The sequence below is a fragment of the Clostridium sp. AF22-10 genome (assembly GCF_003478725.1).
GTDB classification, from domain to species: domain Bacteria; phylum Bacillota; class Clostridia; order Lachnospirales; family Lachnospiraceae; genus Otoolea; species Otoolea fessa.
This window is the reverse complement of the sequence record NZ_QUFZ01000011.1, coordinates 37,902-53,636: the sequence shown is the minus strand read 5'-3', so window position 1 is coordinate 53,636 and position 15,735 is coordinate 37,902. Positions and strand designations below refer to the sequence as shown.

Below are 15,735 nucleotides of genomic sequence, written 5' to 3'. Positions count from 1 at the left end.
CTGTACTACCGGATAGAGCACTCTATATTACCGATCGTTCTTCCGCAGCGCCTCCACCCGTCCATATCTCCGATACATTAAAAGCTCAAATATTACCATACAAGCCCATCCAATCGTCGTACCAATCGCCACAGCCTGAATCCCCAGCCGTCCAAACAGCGCATAACTGATCACAACGCGGATTGGAATCTGCACCAGAGTCGCGAACAGGGTGATCATCAGGTGCCCGATTCCACGGTAATATCCCTGAAAGGTATTGGTGATACCACTGATGAAGTAAAAACCAGCCATCGGCACCAGATAGGACATGCCCTGACGCAGCGCCTCCGTTTCGTTTGGTTTTAAGAAAATACCGAGCAGCGGGTGACGGCAGAACAGCACGACCACCGCTGTCAAAATAATATAAATTTCTGCAATCACCAGCATTTTCCGAAGCCCTTTCGGAATTCGGTCATACTCTTTTGCGCCGAGGTTCTGTGCGGAGAACGTCGTGATAGATGCTGCAAGGCTGTCGCCCGGGGCGAGCACATAGCTGTCGATGATGGAGACGGCATTAAAAGCGGCAACTGCATCGACGCCGAGTGCATTGACGCCGGACTGGACGAGCAGGCGGCCGACGTAGAGAATCGTCTGCTGGACGGCGGAAATGGAGCTGAAATCGATCGTTTTTTTGAGCATCGAGGTTTTCAGTTTCAGATCCCGGATGCCGAGGCGTAAGAGGGGCACTTTCGCCCAGATATAGACGAAGAGGGCGAGCGCAGAGACCGCTTGCGAGATGATCGTAGCGATTGCCGCACCGGAAACACCGAGGCGGCAGATGCCAACCAGGAATACATCCAGGAATACATTGACAACGGTCGTCAGGATCAGGACATAGAGCGGCGCTCTGGAATCTCCGATCGCGCGCAGGGCGGCGGAGAAAATATTGTAAAAAAAGGTAAAAGTAAGACCCAGCGAGATAATCTGCAAATACAAGGACGCCTGTGACGATATCTCTTCCGGTGTCTGGGTGAGGCGGATAAACAGGCGGCTTCCTGCCAGTGAAATACCGGAGAGGACAATGGTTAAAAGCAGCCCGGAGAGCACCGAGGTTGCAAATTCATCCTTTAAATTCTGATAATCTTTCGCACCAAAATAGCTTGCCATCAGGATTGATGCGCCGAGCGACAGCCCGACAATCAGAAAGGTCAGAATATTCATGATCGGACCCGCCGCACCGACTGCCGCCAGCGCCTCTTTTCCGTAGAACTGTCCGACGACTACCGAATCGACCGTGTGGTAGAGCTGCTGGAAGAGGTTGCCGAACACCAGCGGAACCGCGTAGGCAATCAGGTGCCCGGTTATATTCCCTTTTGTCATATCACGTGCCATAAGCATTTCCTCCAAATCCCAATATGTACTCTCGGAATCTTTCTGTGCTTGATTTTGTGAGATGTTTTTTTGTCAGTTGTGCCCAAATTTCTGAGGCGTACGCGGTGCGTACGTTGATGAAATTCGGGTGCGGCTGGCGGAAAATCAGCCACAAAAGCAAGTGCAGAAAGACTCTGAGAGTACATCAATTTATAACTAAGATTGTAGCACGGAACGGAGTGTCTGCCAAATAAAAAAATCTGTCGAATCATGCAAAAAAATCAACAAATTGTTGCAATTTCCGCAAGGAAGCGCTGCGAATCCGATGGGAAAGTGGTAACAGCATAAAACCGCCCTATCTAGTGGAAATCACTAGGGAAATGTGGTAAGATATATAAGTTAAACTGGACTTAATAGCGGTTGACAGATTGACAAAAGTAAAAATTGTATCTTTCAGTATAAAAAAAGTAAAAATTGAGTTGGAAACAACAGACAGAAAGGAAGTACAGTATGCAGGCAATCATTCTGGCTGGCGGACTGGGGACGCGGCTTCGCAGTGTGGTAAGCGATCGTCCGAAACCGATGGCGCTGGTTGAAGGTAAGCCGTTTCTGGAGTATGTGCTTCAGGGGCTGAAAAAAAGCGGAATTGATGATATTATTTTTGCCGTCGGTTATAAGGGCGGCATGGTGGAAGAATATTTTGGAGACGGATCGCGGTTTGGCATCCGGGCGCGGTATGCGTATGAGGAAGAGCTGCTCGGCACGGCGGGCGCGATCAAGAATGCCGGGAAATATGTGACGGACGAGCAGTTTTTTGTCCTGAATGGTGATACATTTTATCAGATGGATTTCGGTGATTTGAGCCGGATTCAGCAGGAAAAAAATCTGGAGATGGCGCTGGTTCTGCGCGGTGTGCCGGATATTTCCCGTTATGGGGCGGCGCGCCTGACCGACGGGCTGCTGACCGCTTTTAATGAGAAAAACGGCAATACTGGGGCGGGCACGATCAACGGCGGTGTGTACCTGATGAAGCGGGCGCTGCTGGATGAGATTCCGGAGGGAAAAGTTTCGCTGGAAAATGAGTGCATCCCCAGGTGGATGCAGGAGGGAAGACGTCTCGGCGGCATCGTAAATGACGGCTATTTTATTGATATCGGTGTGCCGGAGGATTATTTCCGGTTTCAGGAGGACGTAAGAAAAGGAGACATTACATGGTAATCAGAGGAAGAGCGCCGCTGCGCGTGAGCTTTGGCGGCGGCGGTACGGATGTAGAACCATTCTGTGTAGAACAGGGCGGTGCCATTATCGGAAGTACTATCAATAAATATGCATATTGTTCGATCATTCCGAGGAATGATGACCAGATCACGGTTCATTCCCTGGATTTTGATATGACAGTCAAGTACAATGCGAAGGAAAATTACGTCTGCGATGGACGGCTGGATCTTGTCACGGCAGCGCTGCGGGCGATGGATATCAAGCAGGGATGCGAGGTTTATTTACAGTGTGATGCTCCGGCTGGTTCGGGACTTGGAACCTCCTCGACTGTCATGGTAAGTCTTCTGACCGCGATGGCGCGCTGGAAAGGAATTACGATGGATAATTATGCGATGGCGGATCTGGCTTACGGCGTGGAGCGGATCGATCTGGGAATTTCCGGCGGTTATCAGGATCAGTATGCGGCGACCTTCGGTGGCTTTAACTTTATCGAATTTCACGGACGCAACAACGTCGTGGTAAACCCGCTCCGCATCCGCCGCGATATTATCAATGAGCTGCAGTATAACCTGTTGTTATGCTACACGGGCAATATCCATGTATCCGCGAATATTATCAAGGATCAGGTAAGCAACTATAAGAAACCAGACGCATTTCAGGCGATGTGCGAGGTAAAGGCGCTTTCCTATGCGATGAAGGACGAGCTTTTAAAGGGAAATCTCCACAATTTTGGCCGCCTCCTGGATTACGGCTGGGAGAGCAAGAAGCGGATGAGCAGCAAGATCACAAATCCGCAGATTGATATGCTCTATGACGAGGCGAAAAAAGCGGGCGCCCTCGGCGGAAAGCTTTTAGGTGCTGGCGGCGGCGGCTTCCTTCTTGTGTACTGCCCATACAACGTTAAACATCAGGTGGCGCGCCGTCTGGAAGCGGCAGGCGGACAGCTGATGGATTGGAATTTCGAACTGCGCGGCGCTCAGAGCTGGATCTGCGATGAGGACCGCTGGGACTACCGCGATATTCAGGTGCAGATGCCGGATAAGGAGTATACATTCCATGTGTAAAAATAGCTGTAAAGTAGTATTCCTCGACCGTGATGGCACGATGAACGTGGAGGTCAATTATCTTCACCGAAAAGAAGATTTGAAGCTGATTGACGGTACCGCAGAGGCAGTCCGTCTCCTGAACGAGGCCGGATATAAGGTGATCGTCATTACCAATCAGGCGGGCGTGGCGAGAGGTTACTATACCGAGGCGGATGTAAAAATCCTTCATGATTATATGAATGGGGTGCTGGAGCGTGACGGAGCACACGTAGATGCGTTCTACTATTGCCCGCACCACCCGGAGCATGGGATTGGACTTTATAAGAAAAAATGCCATTGCCGCAAGCCGGAGACGGGAATGTTTGAGATGGCAGAGCGCGATCTGCCGGAGGGCATTGATAAGGTGCATTCCTATATGATCGGGGACAAGCGCATCGACGCGCAGGCAGGAAAAAACTTTGGCGTGACCGGAGTCCTTGTCGGAACTGGCTATGGGGCAAAAGAACACGCGGAAGATAGGGCGGCTGGACTTATAAAAGAGGACGGAAGCTGCCCGGCGGGCGGTTATGACGCGTATGCAGATACGCTGCTGGATGCGGTGCGCGGGATTTTAGGCGGGCGTATATAGAATGTTGCTCACAAAAAGATTCCGGGAGTACATAAGCTAGAAAGAGAGGAACTATCGACATGCAGAATCAGAGACAAAACGGACGACCAAACGCAGCCGTGCGCATGGCTGGTCTTTTTCTGGTGCTGTTCTGTGTGGCGGCGGTTCTGATTCCGGCGAAAACACTGTTTACGGGAAATGGTTTTTTTGCAGATTACATTCATTTCACGGAATCGAAGAGAATGTATGTGGAGATCGCGATTCTGGCAGTCTTGATCTTTGGGGGGCTGGCGCTTTTGAAGCGCGGACGCAGCCGGATGTACTGGCTTCTGGCGGTGGTGCTGGTGTTTTCCTGGATTCACGTGGTATTTCTGCCAATGGTGGTATCGGCGGCATATATGCTTAGCCTGTTGGCGATCGGGCGGTTTCTGAGAAAACAGGTGTTTTTCAGGGAAACGATTTGGGAGCGGCCTTATTTTTCTTTTTATATGGATTTTCTTTTTGGTGTCTCCTTTGCAATCGTTGTGTATTGCATCCTTTCTGCCCTTGGCGTTGGAAAAATCGCCTGGATGCGCCTGAGCGTCTATGCTCTGGGTGTGGCGGCGCTGGGCTTTGATTTTTCCTCGATTTCCTGCCAGTGCATCATGGGATGGCAGACGCTTTCCTGGATGCTGGATGGCAGCGGGGGATCGAGGGAAATACCGCGCCGGGTGCGCCGGGCATGGACGCTGGCGGCTGGCTGGTGTGTCCTGATGTTCCTGATTCAGGTGGGACGCCTGAATATCGCACTCGACTTTGATACACTCTGGTATGGTGTGCGTTCCCAGTACATTGTGGCAGGCGGAACCGGGCTGTATGAGAATCCGGGGCTGGTCGGCATGGTCTATGTGTATTCGAAGGGCTTTGAGGTGCTGACTCTGCCGCTCTGCGATCTGGCGAGTCACAGCTACTTGACGTTCTTTAACCTCTGGCTGGCAGTTCTGGGAATTGGGGCGATGGTCTGGAATGCGGTGCTGCTGACGGGCAATCGAAAGCAGGAGACAGAAAAGAAACTAACGTATCACAGCGTCTTGCCGGGAATTATGGCAGCTGTTTTGACGGTTTCGGTGCCGGGCATCATGAATATGGCGCTCACAGCCAAGGCGGATTTGATTACGTGGCTGCTGCAGCTTATTATGCTGGGATGTTTCTTTCAGTATATTCATGTGTATGAAAATCATTGGATATTCCTCTCCGGGGCAGCCGGTTCCTATTTCCTGACCCTCACGATGAAGCCGACCTCCCTGGTCTTTTCCACTGCCGTATTTGGCATGATGGGGCTGTACCTTCTGTGGTTCTGGTTTCATGAGCGCGGGGCGGCGGCTGACCTGTTTCACCATCTGGTCCGCCTGATTGGCTCCTTATGCCTGCCGTTTGGGGCATTGGTTGGTATCTGGGCGCGGACGATGAAGATCACGGGAATGCCGGTCACTTCGGTGTTTACTTCGATTTTTGCATTGTTTGGTTTTAAAATGAAATACCCATTTGCTACCTCGGAGCTGCCGCAGAATTATCAGGAGGAATCAACGCTTCATGTGCTGGCGCGGCGCATCTGGCAGATGCTGATGCAGCCGCAGGGTGAAGATATGGGGCATGTAATTCTGGCGTGGGGAACCTCGCTGATGGCGGTGCTGATTGTGATGCTGGTGCTTTATGGGATTTTCTCCAAAAAGGGAGATGAGCAGTCCCATATCTGGAACGCGGCATTGGTGATTTTCTTCCCATTTGTGATCGTCAGCCTGATCAGCCTGTCGATGCTTTACCAGATCGACGGAAATTATTTCATGCTTCTGTATTCTATGCTGATTCTGGGGGCATGCCGGGCGATGGTGTATTTTAAGAAAATCGGCTTTTATCCGCTCGCGTCGAAGTGCCTGACGCCGTTGCTGGTATTAAATCTGATTGTCACGGCGATCAGCAGCTGGGCGTGGACGGCTGGATTTTCGGAGATTCATCTTCTGAATAAAGGGCGTGTCAATCACCGGGCGCAGGAACAGGCGCGGATGGAGGAAAAGGGAAACACGCTGATCTGGCAGGAAGTGTCGCAGGATCCGGAAAACCGGGTGATCGCATTTGGAACGCATCCGTACTGTTTGCAGTTCCCGTGCAATGTGGAGTCGTATAAGGACATTACATCACCGTGGGGCAACGTCGAACTCGTCAACTCGCCGGAGGCGTTTGAAACCTATATGGCGTATGCGAAGACGGATTACGTCTACGTGGAAGCGGGCTATCTGGGACCGGGAAGCTGGGAGTGGAGTCTGGATCTCCTGCGGGAGCTGATCCACAGCGGCAGCCTGACCGATCTGTTTTTTGAAAATGGAAATATGCTTGCGCGTGTATCCGACACAGCGGTGCCGGAGGAGGAAGCGCAGAACAATCTGGAAATGTTTGAGCGGGAGTATTTATTTTATGATGCAGAAGCTCAATAGACATCGAAAAACCTGACAGGAGGAAATAGAAATCATGAAGGAATACGAGTACCTGGACGAACTGATCAGCCGCTATCCGGTTCTTGCACCGGTGAAAGCGGATATTCGCACTGCGTATGAGACGATGAAGGAGTGCTATGAGCGCGGCGGAAAACTTCTGATTGCCGGAAATGGCGGAAGCTGTGCGGATTCGGAGCACATCGTGGGCGAGCTGATGAAGGGGTTTGTGAAGAAACGCCTGGTTTCGGCGGAGATAGAGGCGGCGCTTAAAACGGTAGACCCTCAGATGGGAGCGGAACTTTCCGAAAAGCTGCAGCAGGGACTTCCGGCGATCGCGCTGACTGGGCATGCAGGACTGACCACCGCATTTATGAATGATGTGGATGGCAGCATGACTTATGCGGAACAGGTGCTTGGATATGGAAAAGAGGGGGATGTGTTCCTCGGAATCTCAACCTCGGGCAATTCAAAAAATGTCCTGTATGCAGCCGTGACGGCAAAGGCAAAGGGGCTTAAGGTTATCGGGCTTCTGGGACGCGACGGCGGGCGGATCCGTGGGTACAGCGACACTGCGATTGTCGTGCCGGAGCAGGAGACATTTAAGATTCAGGAGCTGCATCTTCCGGTGTACCATGCACTGTGCCTGATGCTGGAAGAATATTTCTTTTAAGATATATTTTGTTTCATGGAAAGGAAGTAATGATTCAGCAGGTTCATGAAGAAAACTGGATGATTACAAGGGAAAAGTATGTTATTTGGAAACAGGCCGGCAGACAAAACGGCAAAATGGAGAGTCAGTACCCGCAGTTTTGCAGTGCTGCTTGCCTATACGCTTTTTATCTGGTGGCTGGAAGTGCTGGATCTTCTGGCATGGCTTTTACATGTACCACAGGGAACGATTTTGTCGCGGGCGGCAGCGCTCGTTTTATGTGGCGCTGTCATGGTGGCAATCGGAAGATTTGAATGGGACCATGCGGGAGTGAGTCCGCTTTTTATAGTGGGGAGCTTGTTCATCCTGGCGTTCTTTTCGGTCAAGGGATTTGCCCCGGATCAGAGCTATGATACGCAGAACTATCACCTGCTGTCGCAGATACCCGGATTTGTGGACAACCTTCATTATCATGTGATACCGGGACGGTTCCAGATGTTCGGTTTCCGGCTGGGCGACCGGATGTTTTATCCATTCAGGGCGCTTTTTGGGCTTCGGATGGGGACAATGTTAAACGCACTGGCGATGCTTGTGATTTATCGTCAGGTAACGGTGTTCCTGAGCATGGAGGCAGACCGGCTGGAAAAAAAATGCAGCTGGTCGAGGCATCTTGCGCCGGTACTGGCATTTCTGATTGTCAGCCGCCTGGAGTTGATTCAGGAGAGCGGCAGCTACATGGTCGAGCTTCTGGCGCTGCCATTTCTGCTGGAAATGGTATTTCTGCTTCTGCGCGGGCTGGATGAGGCGAAGCGGGAGCACGAGGCGGTTTTATTCTGCCTGTTTGGTGGAATCCTGTTCTGCCTCAAGATGACGAATATCGTGTATCTGGTGCCGCTGGTGCTTCTGTATCTGTGGAAAATCCGGAAGTATCTGACACCGAAGCTGTTTCTGGGGTGTCTGGTGACGGGGGTGATTCCCGTCAGCGTGTACCTGATTTACAATGGGATAGCGATGAAAAATCCAGTTTATCCTTATTATAACAGCCTGTTTCATTCGCCGTATTTTGGGGAAACGGACTTTAAGGACCCGAGATGGGGACCCAGCAATATAAAAGAGTTTCTTTTGTGGGCATATTCGATGATCCGGCATCCAGATTACCGCCTGAGTGAGATCCCGGCGAAATACAACCTGGATCTGGCGCTGATGTATCTGGGAGCGGCGGGAGCCGGGCTCTGCTGGATTTGGAAGCGGGTCAGCAGCAGGACGGGAACCCTATTTCTGCTGTATGCCGCATCCTTTGTCCTCTGGGCGGCAACGACGGGACACAGCCGCTATTTTATGGGCGGAATCTTATTTGCCGGAATGCTTTGCGGGTGCCTGGTGCTGCAGGGAATGGCTTCCATTTCTCCCAGGCTGACAGGCGGCGTTGTATTTGCAATTATGTTTATAGTTGTTTACGCCGGGCGCGCTTACGATGCTTATACCTGTGTCTGGAACGGCGGGGAATGGGCGATGCGGGCGGTGAGCCGTGAGAGTATCCGCAGCAACCTGCCTTACGTATTTCACGATCATCAGCTGTTTACACCGGAAGAACGTTCCAAGATTGACCGCATTTTCCTGACCTGGTCGGATGTGGGAAGTTATGCGCGGCTTGCGGGCGAAGATGTGCCGGTCTGGAACCGGTATTCGATCGTCAATGAGCTTTCGGAGCAGAAAGACGCCTATATCGATGAAATCGAGGAGGCGATGGAGGCAGGCGAGGGCGTCTATGACATGATCCCGCAGGGACTTGAGACGTTGGAAAGCTATCTGGAATGGATGAATGAGGCGGGATGGTACGTGCATGATATGGAGTATCAGGAAACAATCCTGCAGGGCAGCCAGTCCTTTACACTGGCAGGGCTTGAGATGGCGCATGGACGCGAAAACTGCTGGTACCGCACACAGGAGATTTTCATGGATGCACAGGAAACGGAAAAAGAAGTACCAGAATGGCGCTGGGAGAATACCAGCGGGGACGATCATCCGACTATCCGGGCGGTTCTGTGTGATCCGGACTACTGGGTGCTGAAGCAGCCATTTGAAGTGGAAATCATCGCCTCGGATGGGACAAACAGCCGGACGGCTGCTGTGATCCAGGCGGGACAGAAGGAATATGAACCGATGGAAGTACAGCTTGATCTGACAGGGCTTCAGAGAGAGATAAAATTGGAATTGGTAAGTACAGCTGAGACAAAACGGGCTGTTGTGATCAATCCGGAATGGTCCGCCAAAACGGTGGAAGAGTGAAAACGGGAGGAGAAAAATGGACAAGATAGCGGTATTAATTCCGTGTTATAATGAAGGTCAGACGATTGCCAAGGTGGTCAAGGACTACCGCGAGGCATTGCCGGAGGCAACGATCTATGTATATGACAATAATTCATCGGATCACACGGATGAGATTGCCAGGGAGGCAGGCGCGGTTGTGCGCTATGAATACCAGCAGGGCAAGGGAAATGTCATCCGCAGCATGTTCCGCGACATTGACGCGGAGTGCTATGTCATGACGGACGGCGATGACACCTACCCGGCGGAGGACGCGAGAAAGCTGGCAGACCAGATTTTACAGGGAAAAGCGGATATGGTCATCGGCGACCGCCTTTCTTCGACGTATTTTACCGAAAATAAGCGTCCGTTCCACAATACGGGAAATCGTCTGGTGCGTGGGCTTATCAACCTGATTTTCAAGAGTAATATCAAGGATATCATGACAGGCGCGCGCGCATTTAACTATGAATTTGTCAAGAGCTTCCCGATTCTTTCGACCGGATTTGAGATTGAGACGGAGATGAGCATCCATGCGCTGGACAAGAACTTTAAGCTGGTGGAGATCCCGGTTGGATACCGTGACCGCCCGGAGGGAAGTGTGTCAAAGTTAAATACATTTTCGGATGGATTTAAGGTGCTACGCACGATCGCGAGACTCTTCCGGGATTACAAGCCATTTGCGTTCTTTGGATGGCTGGGACTCATTTGTTTTGCGATTGCAACGGCATTTTTCGCGCCGGTGCTCAGCGGCTATCTGGCAACCGGCATGGTGCCGAAGTTCCCGACCCTGATCGCGTGTTCCGGGCTTTATGTGATTTCGTTCCTGCTGTGGATCAGCGGTGTGATTCTGGAGGTTATCACGAAGAAACACCGTCAGTTATTTGAACTTTACTTGAACCAGCTGAGCATTTTAAAGAGGAGAGACGGATGAAACGCCGTGTATTTTTAGGGCTTCCGGTTATTTTGGGGATTTTATTTTATATCTGGTATATATTTCATGCCTCAGACAATGTGGCGTATTCGGATTATATCCGGCTGATCAATTCATATCTGCCGGATGTGACAAATCCGGCGAAATTCTTTGTACCGGATATCCTGACGCGCGTTCCGATCACGTATCTGGGGCGCATCATCAATGTGAAACTATTTGGCTATAATACGTATTTTGACATGATTCTGGGTGTTTTGAGCCTGGGTGCGGGCGCGGCGGTGCTGGCGCTCTACGCAGAGCGGAACCGCTCGGTCGGCTATCTTTCCTTCCTGTTGATTCAGTTTGTATATTTCAGCCTGAATAAATGGGAAATGATGACGAACGGGACCGGCTGGGTCTGCACTCTGTCGATCTCCGGATTTTTATTCCATTTTGCAGTCCTCGACCATGCAGCGGCGACCCGGTGCCGGAATATGTCTGACCGGGTGCTTCTGGCAATTCTGCCGATCCTGCTGGTCGTGCTGGTGGCAGGACCGTACAGCGGCGGCTATGCGGTGATTCTGGTGCTGGCATACGGCGCACTGTGGCTGGCGGATCGGCGCGGGGGTGCTGAAACAAGCAGCCGCTCCTGGAGCCGAAAGTGCCGGAGAACCTGGTGCATCGGGGCATTGACAACGGTTCTTGCGATGGTATTATATCTTTGGAGCAATTCACAGGCAGTTTACGTACACCGTGGAGCAGTGACTGATGTTTCAATCGCTCAGGAATTTGCGGCCCAGCCGCTCTTTTTCCTGCGGTTTCTGCTGAAAGCGGTGGCATCGTCGGTGATCGGCGTGGCGCAGATTCAGGAGCTGGAGGCAGGAAGCCCCTGGTTTGTCCGGCTGCATCTGGTGTATCTGCTGGGGCTGGCAGTGTTTGTTTCGTATCTGCTGGCACTGTATCTGAATGTGCGGTTTCAGCTTTATAAAAAGACTATTTTTCCGCTTCTGCTGGTTCTCAGCGGCGGCTGTAACCATCTGCTGGTGCTGGCGGCGCGGTGGATTTTCCTGAAGGACGAGTACGGGATGTCCTCGCGGTACGAGATACAGTATCAGATGGGAATTGTAGGAATTCTGCTTACGTTTGCACTCGTCTGGAGTATGTGCCGGGAAAAGGCGCAGGAAACAGAGGCAGATAAGGCGAAAACACGCGTGCCGGAGAAACGGGCAGCCCGCACACTTTTAAAGGTCTGTATGCTGGCATTTACCGTGCTGACGGTCTTTGGAAATGCATGGACAACCCGGGCAGAAATCCGGACAGCGCCGTACCGGAAAGCATATTTACAGGTATCAAGGGAGCTGGGACGGAATTACCGGACGGCGAGCGATGAGGATCTGGAAACCTACCTGCATAACGACCCGGATGCAGTGCGGGATGCGATGAGAATTTTGGAAGAAAACCATTTGAACATATTTCGATAAAAACGATGGACGGAAGGAGAAGTGCAATGAAAGTTGTAATATTAGCGGGTGGATTCGGCACACGAATCAGCGAGGAAAGCCATTTAAAACCAAAGCCAATGATCGAGATCGGAGAACAGCCGATTCTCTGGCATATCATGAAGCACTATTCCCAGTATGGATTCAATGATTTTGTGATCTGTCTGGGCTACAAACAGTATGTAGTAAAAGAGTATTTTGCCGATTATTTCCTGCATACGTCGGATGTGACCTTCGATCTGGCGAAGAACGAGATGCAGGTGCATAACAACTATTCCGAGCCGTGGCGCGTGACGCTGGTCGATACCGGACTGCACACGATGACGGGCGGTCGTATCAAACGTATCCGCGATTACATTGGGGATGAGACGTTCATGCTGACCTACGGCGACGGCGTTTCCAACGTGGATCTGGACGCGCTGGTGGCATTCCACAAGCAGCACGGCAAGATCGCGACCCTGACCGGAGTCAACATCGGACAGCGTTTCGGTGTCATGGATGTTGACAGCGACGGACACATCCGCGAGTTCCGTGAGAAGAACGATGATGACGGCAAGATCGTCAACGGCGGCTTCATGGTACTCGAACCGGGCGTCTTTGACTATATCGAGGACGATGATACCGTCTTTGAGAAAGCGCCGTTGGAGCAGCTTGCCAAGGACGGACAGCTGATGGTATACCGCCACGACGGTTTCTGGAAATGTATGGATACCCAGCGTGACAAGATGCAGCTGGAACAGATGTGGCAGGAAGGCAATGCGCCCTGGAAGCTGTGGAAATAATATGTTACTGTACACGCATACGTGCCCAGTAACGGAATTTGCCGTGGCTTCGCATTTAAATACGGCAAATTCCTGCTGCCACCACGTTTTCTTACGGCACTTTCGGTTTCAAAAGTGCCTACCCGTGAACAGTAACAATAATATACTGTAAGGGAAAATTCAAGGAATATACACAAATCCTGTAAGAAAGTATGATATAATGAGCGCAGAAGAAAAGAATGCGGCTGCGAAGCAGACATATTCTTTTCTTGCGCCATTAACGAACGAACACGAAATAATTAAAAAGAGGAAAACCATGGAACTTTTTGATTTTTATAAAGGAAAACGGGTTCTTGTGACCGGTGACACAGGCTTTAAGGGAAGCTGGCTGGTCCGCATTCTCCATCTGGCGGGGGCGGAGGTGACCGGCTATGCGCTGAAAGCTCCGACCGAGCCGTCGATGTTTGAGATCCTGCATCTGGGGGATACGATTCACCATGTGGATGGGGATGTGCGCGATTTTGCCCATTTAAAACAGGTGTTTGATGAGGCGAAGCCGGAGATTGTACTCCACCTGGCAGCGCAGCCGATCGTGCGCGAGTCGTACCGGGATCCGGTCGGCACGTATGCGGCGAATGTCATGGGTACGGTTCATGTGCTGGAATGCGCCAGACAGTGTGAATCCGTCCGCTCTCTCGTCAATGTGACGACGGACAAGGTTTATGAAAATAAGGAATGGGAGTACGGTTACCGCGAAAATGACCCGCTGGACGGCTATGATCCGTATTCCAATAGCAAATCCTGTTCGGAGCTGGTGACACACAGCTATAAGCAGTCGTTCTTCACGGACGGCCGCTGCGCCGTCTCAACCTGTCGTGCTGGCAATGTGATCGGCGGCGGTGATTTTGCGGCGGACCGGATCGTGCCGGATTGCGTGCGTGCAGCGGAAAAGAAAGAGCCGATTATCGTGCGGAATCCGCATTCGACGCGCCCGTTCCAGCATGTGTTAGAGCCGCTGTTTTTGTATCTGACGGTGGCAAAGGCGCAGTGGGAAAATGCGGAGCTGGCGGGCTGCTACAACGTCGGACCGGATGACTGTGACTGCGTCAATACAGGACGTCTGGCGGATCTGTTCTGTGAAACATGGGGCGGCGGGATGCATTGGATCAACCGCTATGACGGAGGTCCGCATGAGGCGAATTTTCTGAAACTGGATTGTTCCAAAGTGAAAAAGGTATTTGGCTGGAAGCCGCACTTCCATGTAGAAGAAGCGATGGCTGCGACGGTGGAATGGTCGAAGAAGTGGCTTGCCGGAGCGGATATGCGCGAGGTGACGGATGAGCAGATCCGGGCGTATGCGGCTCGGTTTGAAGAAAAATAAATAGATGCAGGCGGCTGCACGAAAGGTGTGTCTGGCAGCAGGCAGAACGGGTGCGGCAGAGAGCAGTAGCAAAAGCAGGAGGAGAAACATGTCAGAAGAAAAAGTAACCCTGTCGGACGGAAAAGAGGCTGCGCGTCAGCAGATTCTCGATCTGGTGGCAGAGTATTGCGATAAATATCATAATCAGAAAAAAGAATTTACCGAGGGACAGCGGATTCCGTATGCGTCCCGCGTTTACGATAACCATGAGATGGTCAATCTGGTAGACAGTGCGCTGGAGTTCTGGCTGACCTCCGGACGTTACACCGATCAGTTTGAGGCGGGGCTTGCGAAGTACCTGGGCGTCAAATACTGTTCCCTTGTAAACTCCGGATCCTCTGCGAACCTGATCGCATTTATGGCGCTGACTTCCCCATTGTTGGGAGAACGCCGGGTGCGCCGCGGCGATGAGATCATCACGGTTGCGGCAGGTTTCCCGACGACGGTAACCCCGGCGATCCAGTATGGCGCAGTTCCGGTATTTGTGGATGTGACGATTCCACAGTACAATATCGACGCCGACAAACTGGAGGCGGCGCTTTCAGAAAAGACGAAAGCGGTTATGATTGCCCACACGCTGGGAAATCCGTTTGATTTACAGAAGGTAAAAGAATTCTGTGACCGTCATGACTTGTGGCTGGTGGAGGATAACTGTGATGCCCTCGGAAGCCGCTATGAGCTGAACGGCGAGTGGCATTTTACCGGTACGATCGGAGATATCGGAACGTCCAGCTTTTATCCGCCGCACCACATGACGATGGGAGAGGGCGGCGCCGTGTACACGGACAATCCGCTTTTAAACAAGATTATCCGTTCCTTCCGCGACTGGGGACGCGACTGTGTCTGCCCGTCCGGCTGCGATAACCTCTGCGGTCACCGATTTGACCGCCAGTATGGTGAGCTGCCGCTTGGCTACGACCATAAATATGTATACTCCCATTTTGGATATAATTTAAAGGCGACCGACCTGCAGGCGTCGATCGGCTGCGCGCAGCTTGAAAAGTTTCCATCCTTCGTGGAGCGCAGAAAACACAATTTCGCCCGTCTGAAAGCGGGACTTGCCGGAACCGAGGACGCATATATCCTGCCGGTTGCCTGTGAGCATTCCGATCCGAGCTGGTTTGGTTTCCTTCTGACCTGCCAAGAGGGCGTGGATCGGAACAAGGTAGTCAAATATGTCGAGGAAAAGGGCGTGCAGACGCGTATGCTCTTTGCCGGAAACCTGATCAAGCATCCGTGCTTTGATGAGATGCGGAAAGAAAACTGCGGCTACCGCGTAGCCGGAACTCTGGAAAATACCGACCGTATCATGCGCGATACCTTCTGGGTCGGCGTTTATCCGGGCATGACAGATGAAATGATTGATTATATGGCAAAGACACTTCGTGAGGCATGCCGTCAGTAGGGACGGGGACCGCGGCAATTCACAGGCGGGGAGATACTCTGCCTGTAAGAAAATGCCTGTGAAAATGAGCAGCTGTGACAGAGAATGAG

12 protein-coding genes are annotated in these 15,735 nt (G+C 51.8%); 11 read left to right on the top strand and 1 reads right to left on the bottom strand.

The annotated features are described in order from the left end of the window. Positions 1 to 27 precede the first annotated feature (27 nt). On the bottom strand, positions 28 to 1,371 hold the full coding sequence (locus DWX91_RS09630; protein WP_118538695.1) for an MATE family efflux transporter: 1,344 nt from the start codon (positions 1,369 to 1,371) through the stop codon (positions 28 to 30). A gap of 489 nt (positions 1,372 to 1,860) precedes the next feature. Here DWX91_RS09630 and DWX91_RS09620 point away from each other — a divergent pair, with 489 nt between their 5' ends. The 11 genes from DWX91_RS09620 to rfbH all read left to right on the top strand — a co-directional run bounded on the left by DWX91_RS09620 (position 1,861) and on the right by rfbH (position 15,646). Further along, on the top strand, positions 1,861 to 2,568 hold the full coding sequence (locus DWX91_RS09620; protein WP_107000699.1) for a nucleotidyltransferase family protein: 708 nt from the start codon (positions 1,861 to 1,863) through the stop codon (positions 2,566 to 2,568). Then, positions 2,562 to 3,632 (top strand): GHMP kinase, encoded by a 1,071-nt coding sequence (locus DWX91_RS09615; protein WP_117796297.1) that lies wholly within the window; start codon positions 2,562 to 2,564, stop codon positions 3,630 to 3,632. Before DWX91_RS09620 ends, DWX91_RS09615 begins: the two co-directional genes overlap by 7 nt. Further along, positions 3,625 to 4,242, top strand: a complete 618-nt coding sequence (locus DWX91_RS09610; protein ID WP_118538693.1) for a D-glycero-alpha-D-manno-heptose-1,7-bisphosphate 7-phosphatase — start codon at positions 3,625 to 3,627, stop codon at positions 4,240 to 4,242. Before DWX91_RS09615 ends, DWX91_RS09610 begins: the two co-directional genes overlap by 8 nt. A 59-nt stretch (positions 4,243 to 4,301) precedes the next feature. After that, positions 4,302 to 6,692, top strand: a complete 2,391-nt coding sequence (locus DWX91_RS09605; RefSeq protein WP_118538691.1) for a potassium transporter KefB — start codon at positions 4,302 to 4,304, stop codon at positions 6,690 to 6,692. Positions 6,693 to 6,726: 34 nt separating this feature from the next. Beyond that, the gene (locus DWX91_RS09600; protein WP_117796295.1) at positions 6,727 to 7,362 is read left to right on the top strand and encodes an SIS domain-containing protein; all 636 of its coding nucleotides are present in this window, start codon (positions 6,727 to 6,729) and stop codon (positions 7,360 to 7,362) included. A gap of 78 nt (positions 7,363 to 7,440) precedes the next feature. Further along, positions 7,441 to 9,630: a hypothetical protein gene (locus DWX91_RS09595; protein ID WP_118538689.1), complete on the top strand. Its 2,190-nt coding sequence runs from the start codon at positions 7,441 to 7,443 to the stop codon at positions 9,628 to 9,630. 16 nt (positions 9,631 to 9,646) lie between these two features. Further along, positions 9,647 to 10,582: a glycosyltransferase family 2 protein gene (locus DWX91_RS09590; protein WP_117796293.1), complete on the top strand. Its 936-nt coding sequence runs from the start codon at positions 9,647 to 9,649 to the stop codon at positions 10,580 to 10,582. After that, the gene (locus DWX91_RS09585) at positions 10,579 to 12,042 is read left to right on the top strand and encodes a hypothetical protein (RefSeq protein WP_118538687.1); all 1,464 of its coding nucleotides are present in this window, start codon (positions 10,579 to 10,581) and stop codon (positions 12,040 to 12,042) included. Before DWX91_RS09590 ends, DWX91_RS09585 begins: the two co-directional genes overlap by 4 nt. Before the next feature lie 26 nt (positions 12,043 to 12,068). Continuing rightward, positions 12,069 to 12,842, top strand: coding sequence for a glucose-1-phosphate cytidylyltransferase (gene rfbF, locus DWX91_RS09580; RefSeq protein ID WP_118538685.1), 774 nt, complete (start codon positions 12,069 to 12,071; stop codon positions 12,840 to 12,842). Between the two features lie 295 nt (positions 12,843 to 13,137). After that, positions 13,138 to 14,202: a CDP-glucose 4,6-dehydratase gene (gene rfbG, locus DWX91_RS09575; protein ID WP_118538717.1), complete on the top strand. Its 1,065-nt coding sequence runs from the start codon at positions 13,138 to 13,140 to the stop codon at positions 14,200 to 14,202. 88 nt (positions 14,203 to 14,290) lie between these two features. Beyond that, positions 14,291 to 15,646: a lipopolysaccharide biosynthesis protein RfbH gene (gene rfbH, locus DWX91_RS09570; protein WP_118471412.1), complete on the top strand. Its 1,356-nt coding sequence runs from the start codon at positions 14,291 to 14,293 to the stop codon at positions 15,644 to 15,646. Positions 15,647 to 15,735 lie beyond the last annotated feature (89 nt).

Coding starts and splice junctions, on each gene's coding strand:
- DWX91_RS09615 (WP_117796297.1), top strand. CDS start 2,562: ATGGTAATCAGAGGAAGAGCGCCGCTGCGCGTGAGCTTTGGCGGCGGC.
- rfbH (WP_118471412.1), top strand. CDS start 14,291: ATGTCAGAAGAAAAAGTAACCCTGTCGGACGGAAAAGAGGCTGCGCGT.
- rfbF (WP_118538685.1), top strand. CDS start 12,069: ATGAAAGTTGTAATATTAGCGGGTGGATTCGGCACACGAATCAGCGAG.
- DWX91_RS09595 (WP_118538689.1), top strand. CDS start 7,441: ATGTTATTTGGAAACAGGCCGGCAGACAAAACGGCAAAATGGAGAGTC.
- DWX91_RS09610 (WP_118538693.1), top strand. CDS start 3,625: ATGTGTAAAAATAGCTGTAAAGTAGTATTCCTCGACCGTGATGGCACG.
- DWX91_RS09590 (WP_117796293.1), top strand. CDS start 9,647: ATGGACAAGATAGCGGTATTAATTCCGTGTTATAATGAAGGTCAGACG.
- DWX91_RS09585 (WP_118538687.1), top strand. CDS start 10,579: ATGAAACGCCGTGTATTTTTAGGGCTTCCGGTTATTTTGGGGATTTTA.
- rfbG (WP_118538717.1), top strand. CDS start 13,138: ATGGAACTTTTTGATTTTTATAAAGGAAAACGGGTTCTTGTGACCGGT.
- DWX91_RS09600 (WP_117796295.1), top strand. CDS start 6,727: ATGAAGGAATACGAGTACCTGGACGAACTGATCAGCCGCTATCCGGTT.
- DWX91_RS09630 (WP_118538695.1), bottom strand. CDS start 1,371: ATGGCACGTGATATGACAAAAGGGAATATAACCGGGCACCTGATTGCC.
- DWX91_RS09620 (WP_107000699.1), top strand. CDS start 1,861: ATGCAGGCAATCATTCTGGCTGGCGGACTGGGGACGCGGCTTCGCAGT.
- DWX91_RS09605 (WP_118538691.1), top strand. CDS start 4,302: ATGCAGAATCAGAGACAAAACGGACGACCAAACGCAGCCGTGCGCATG.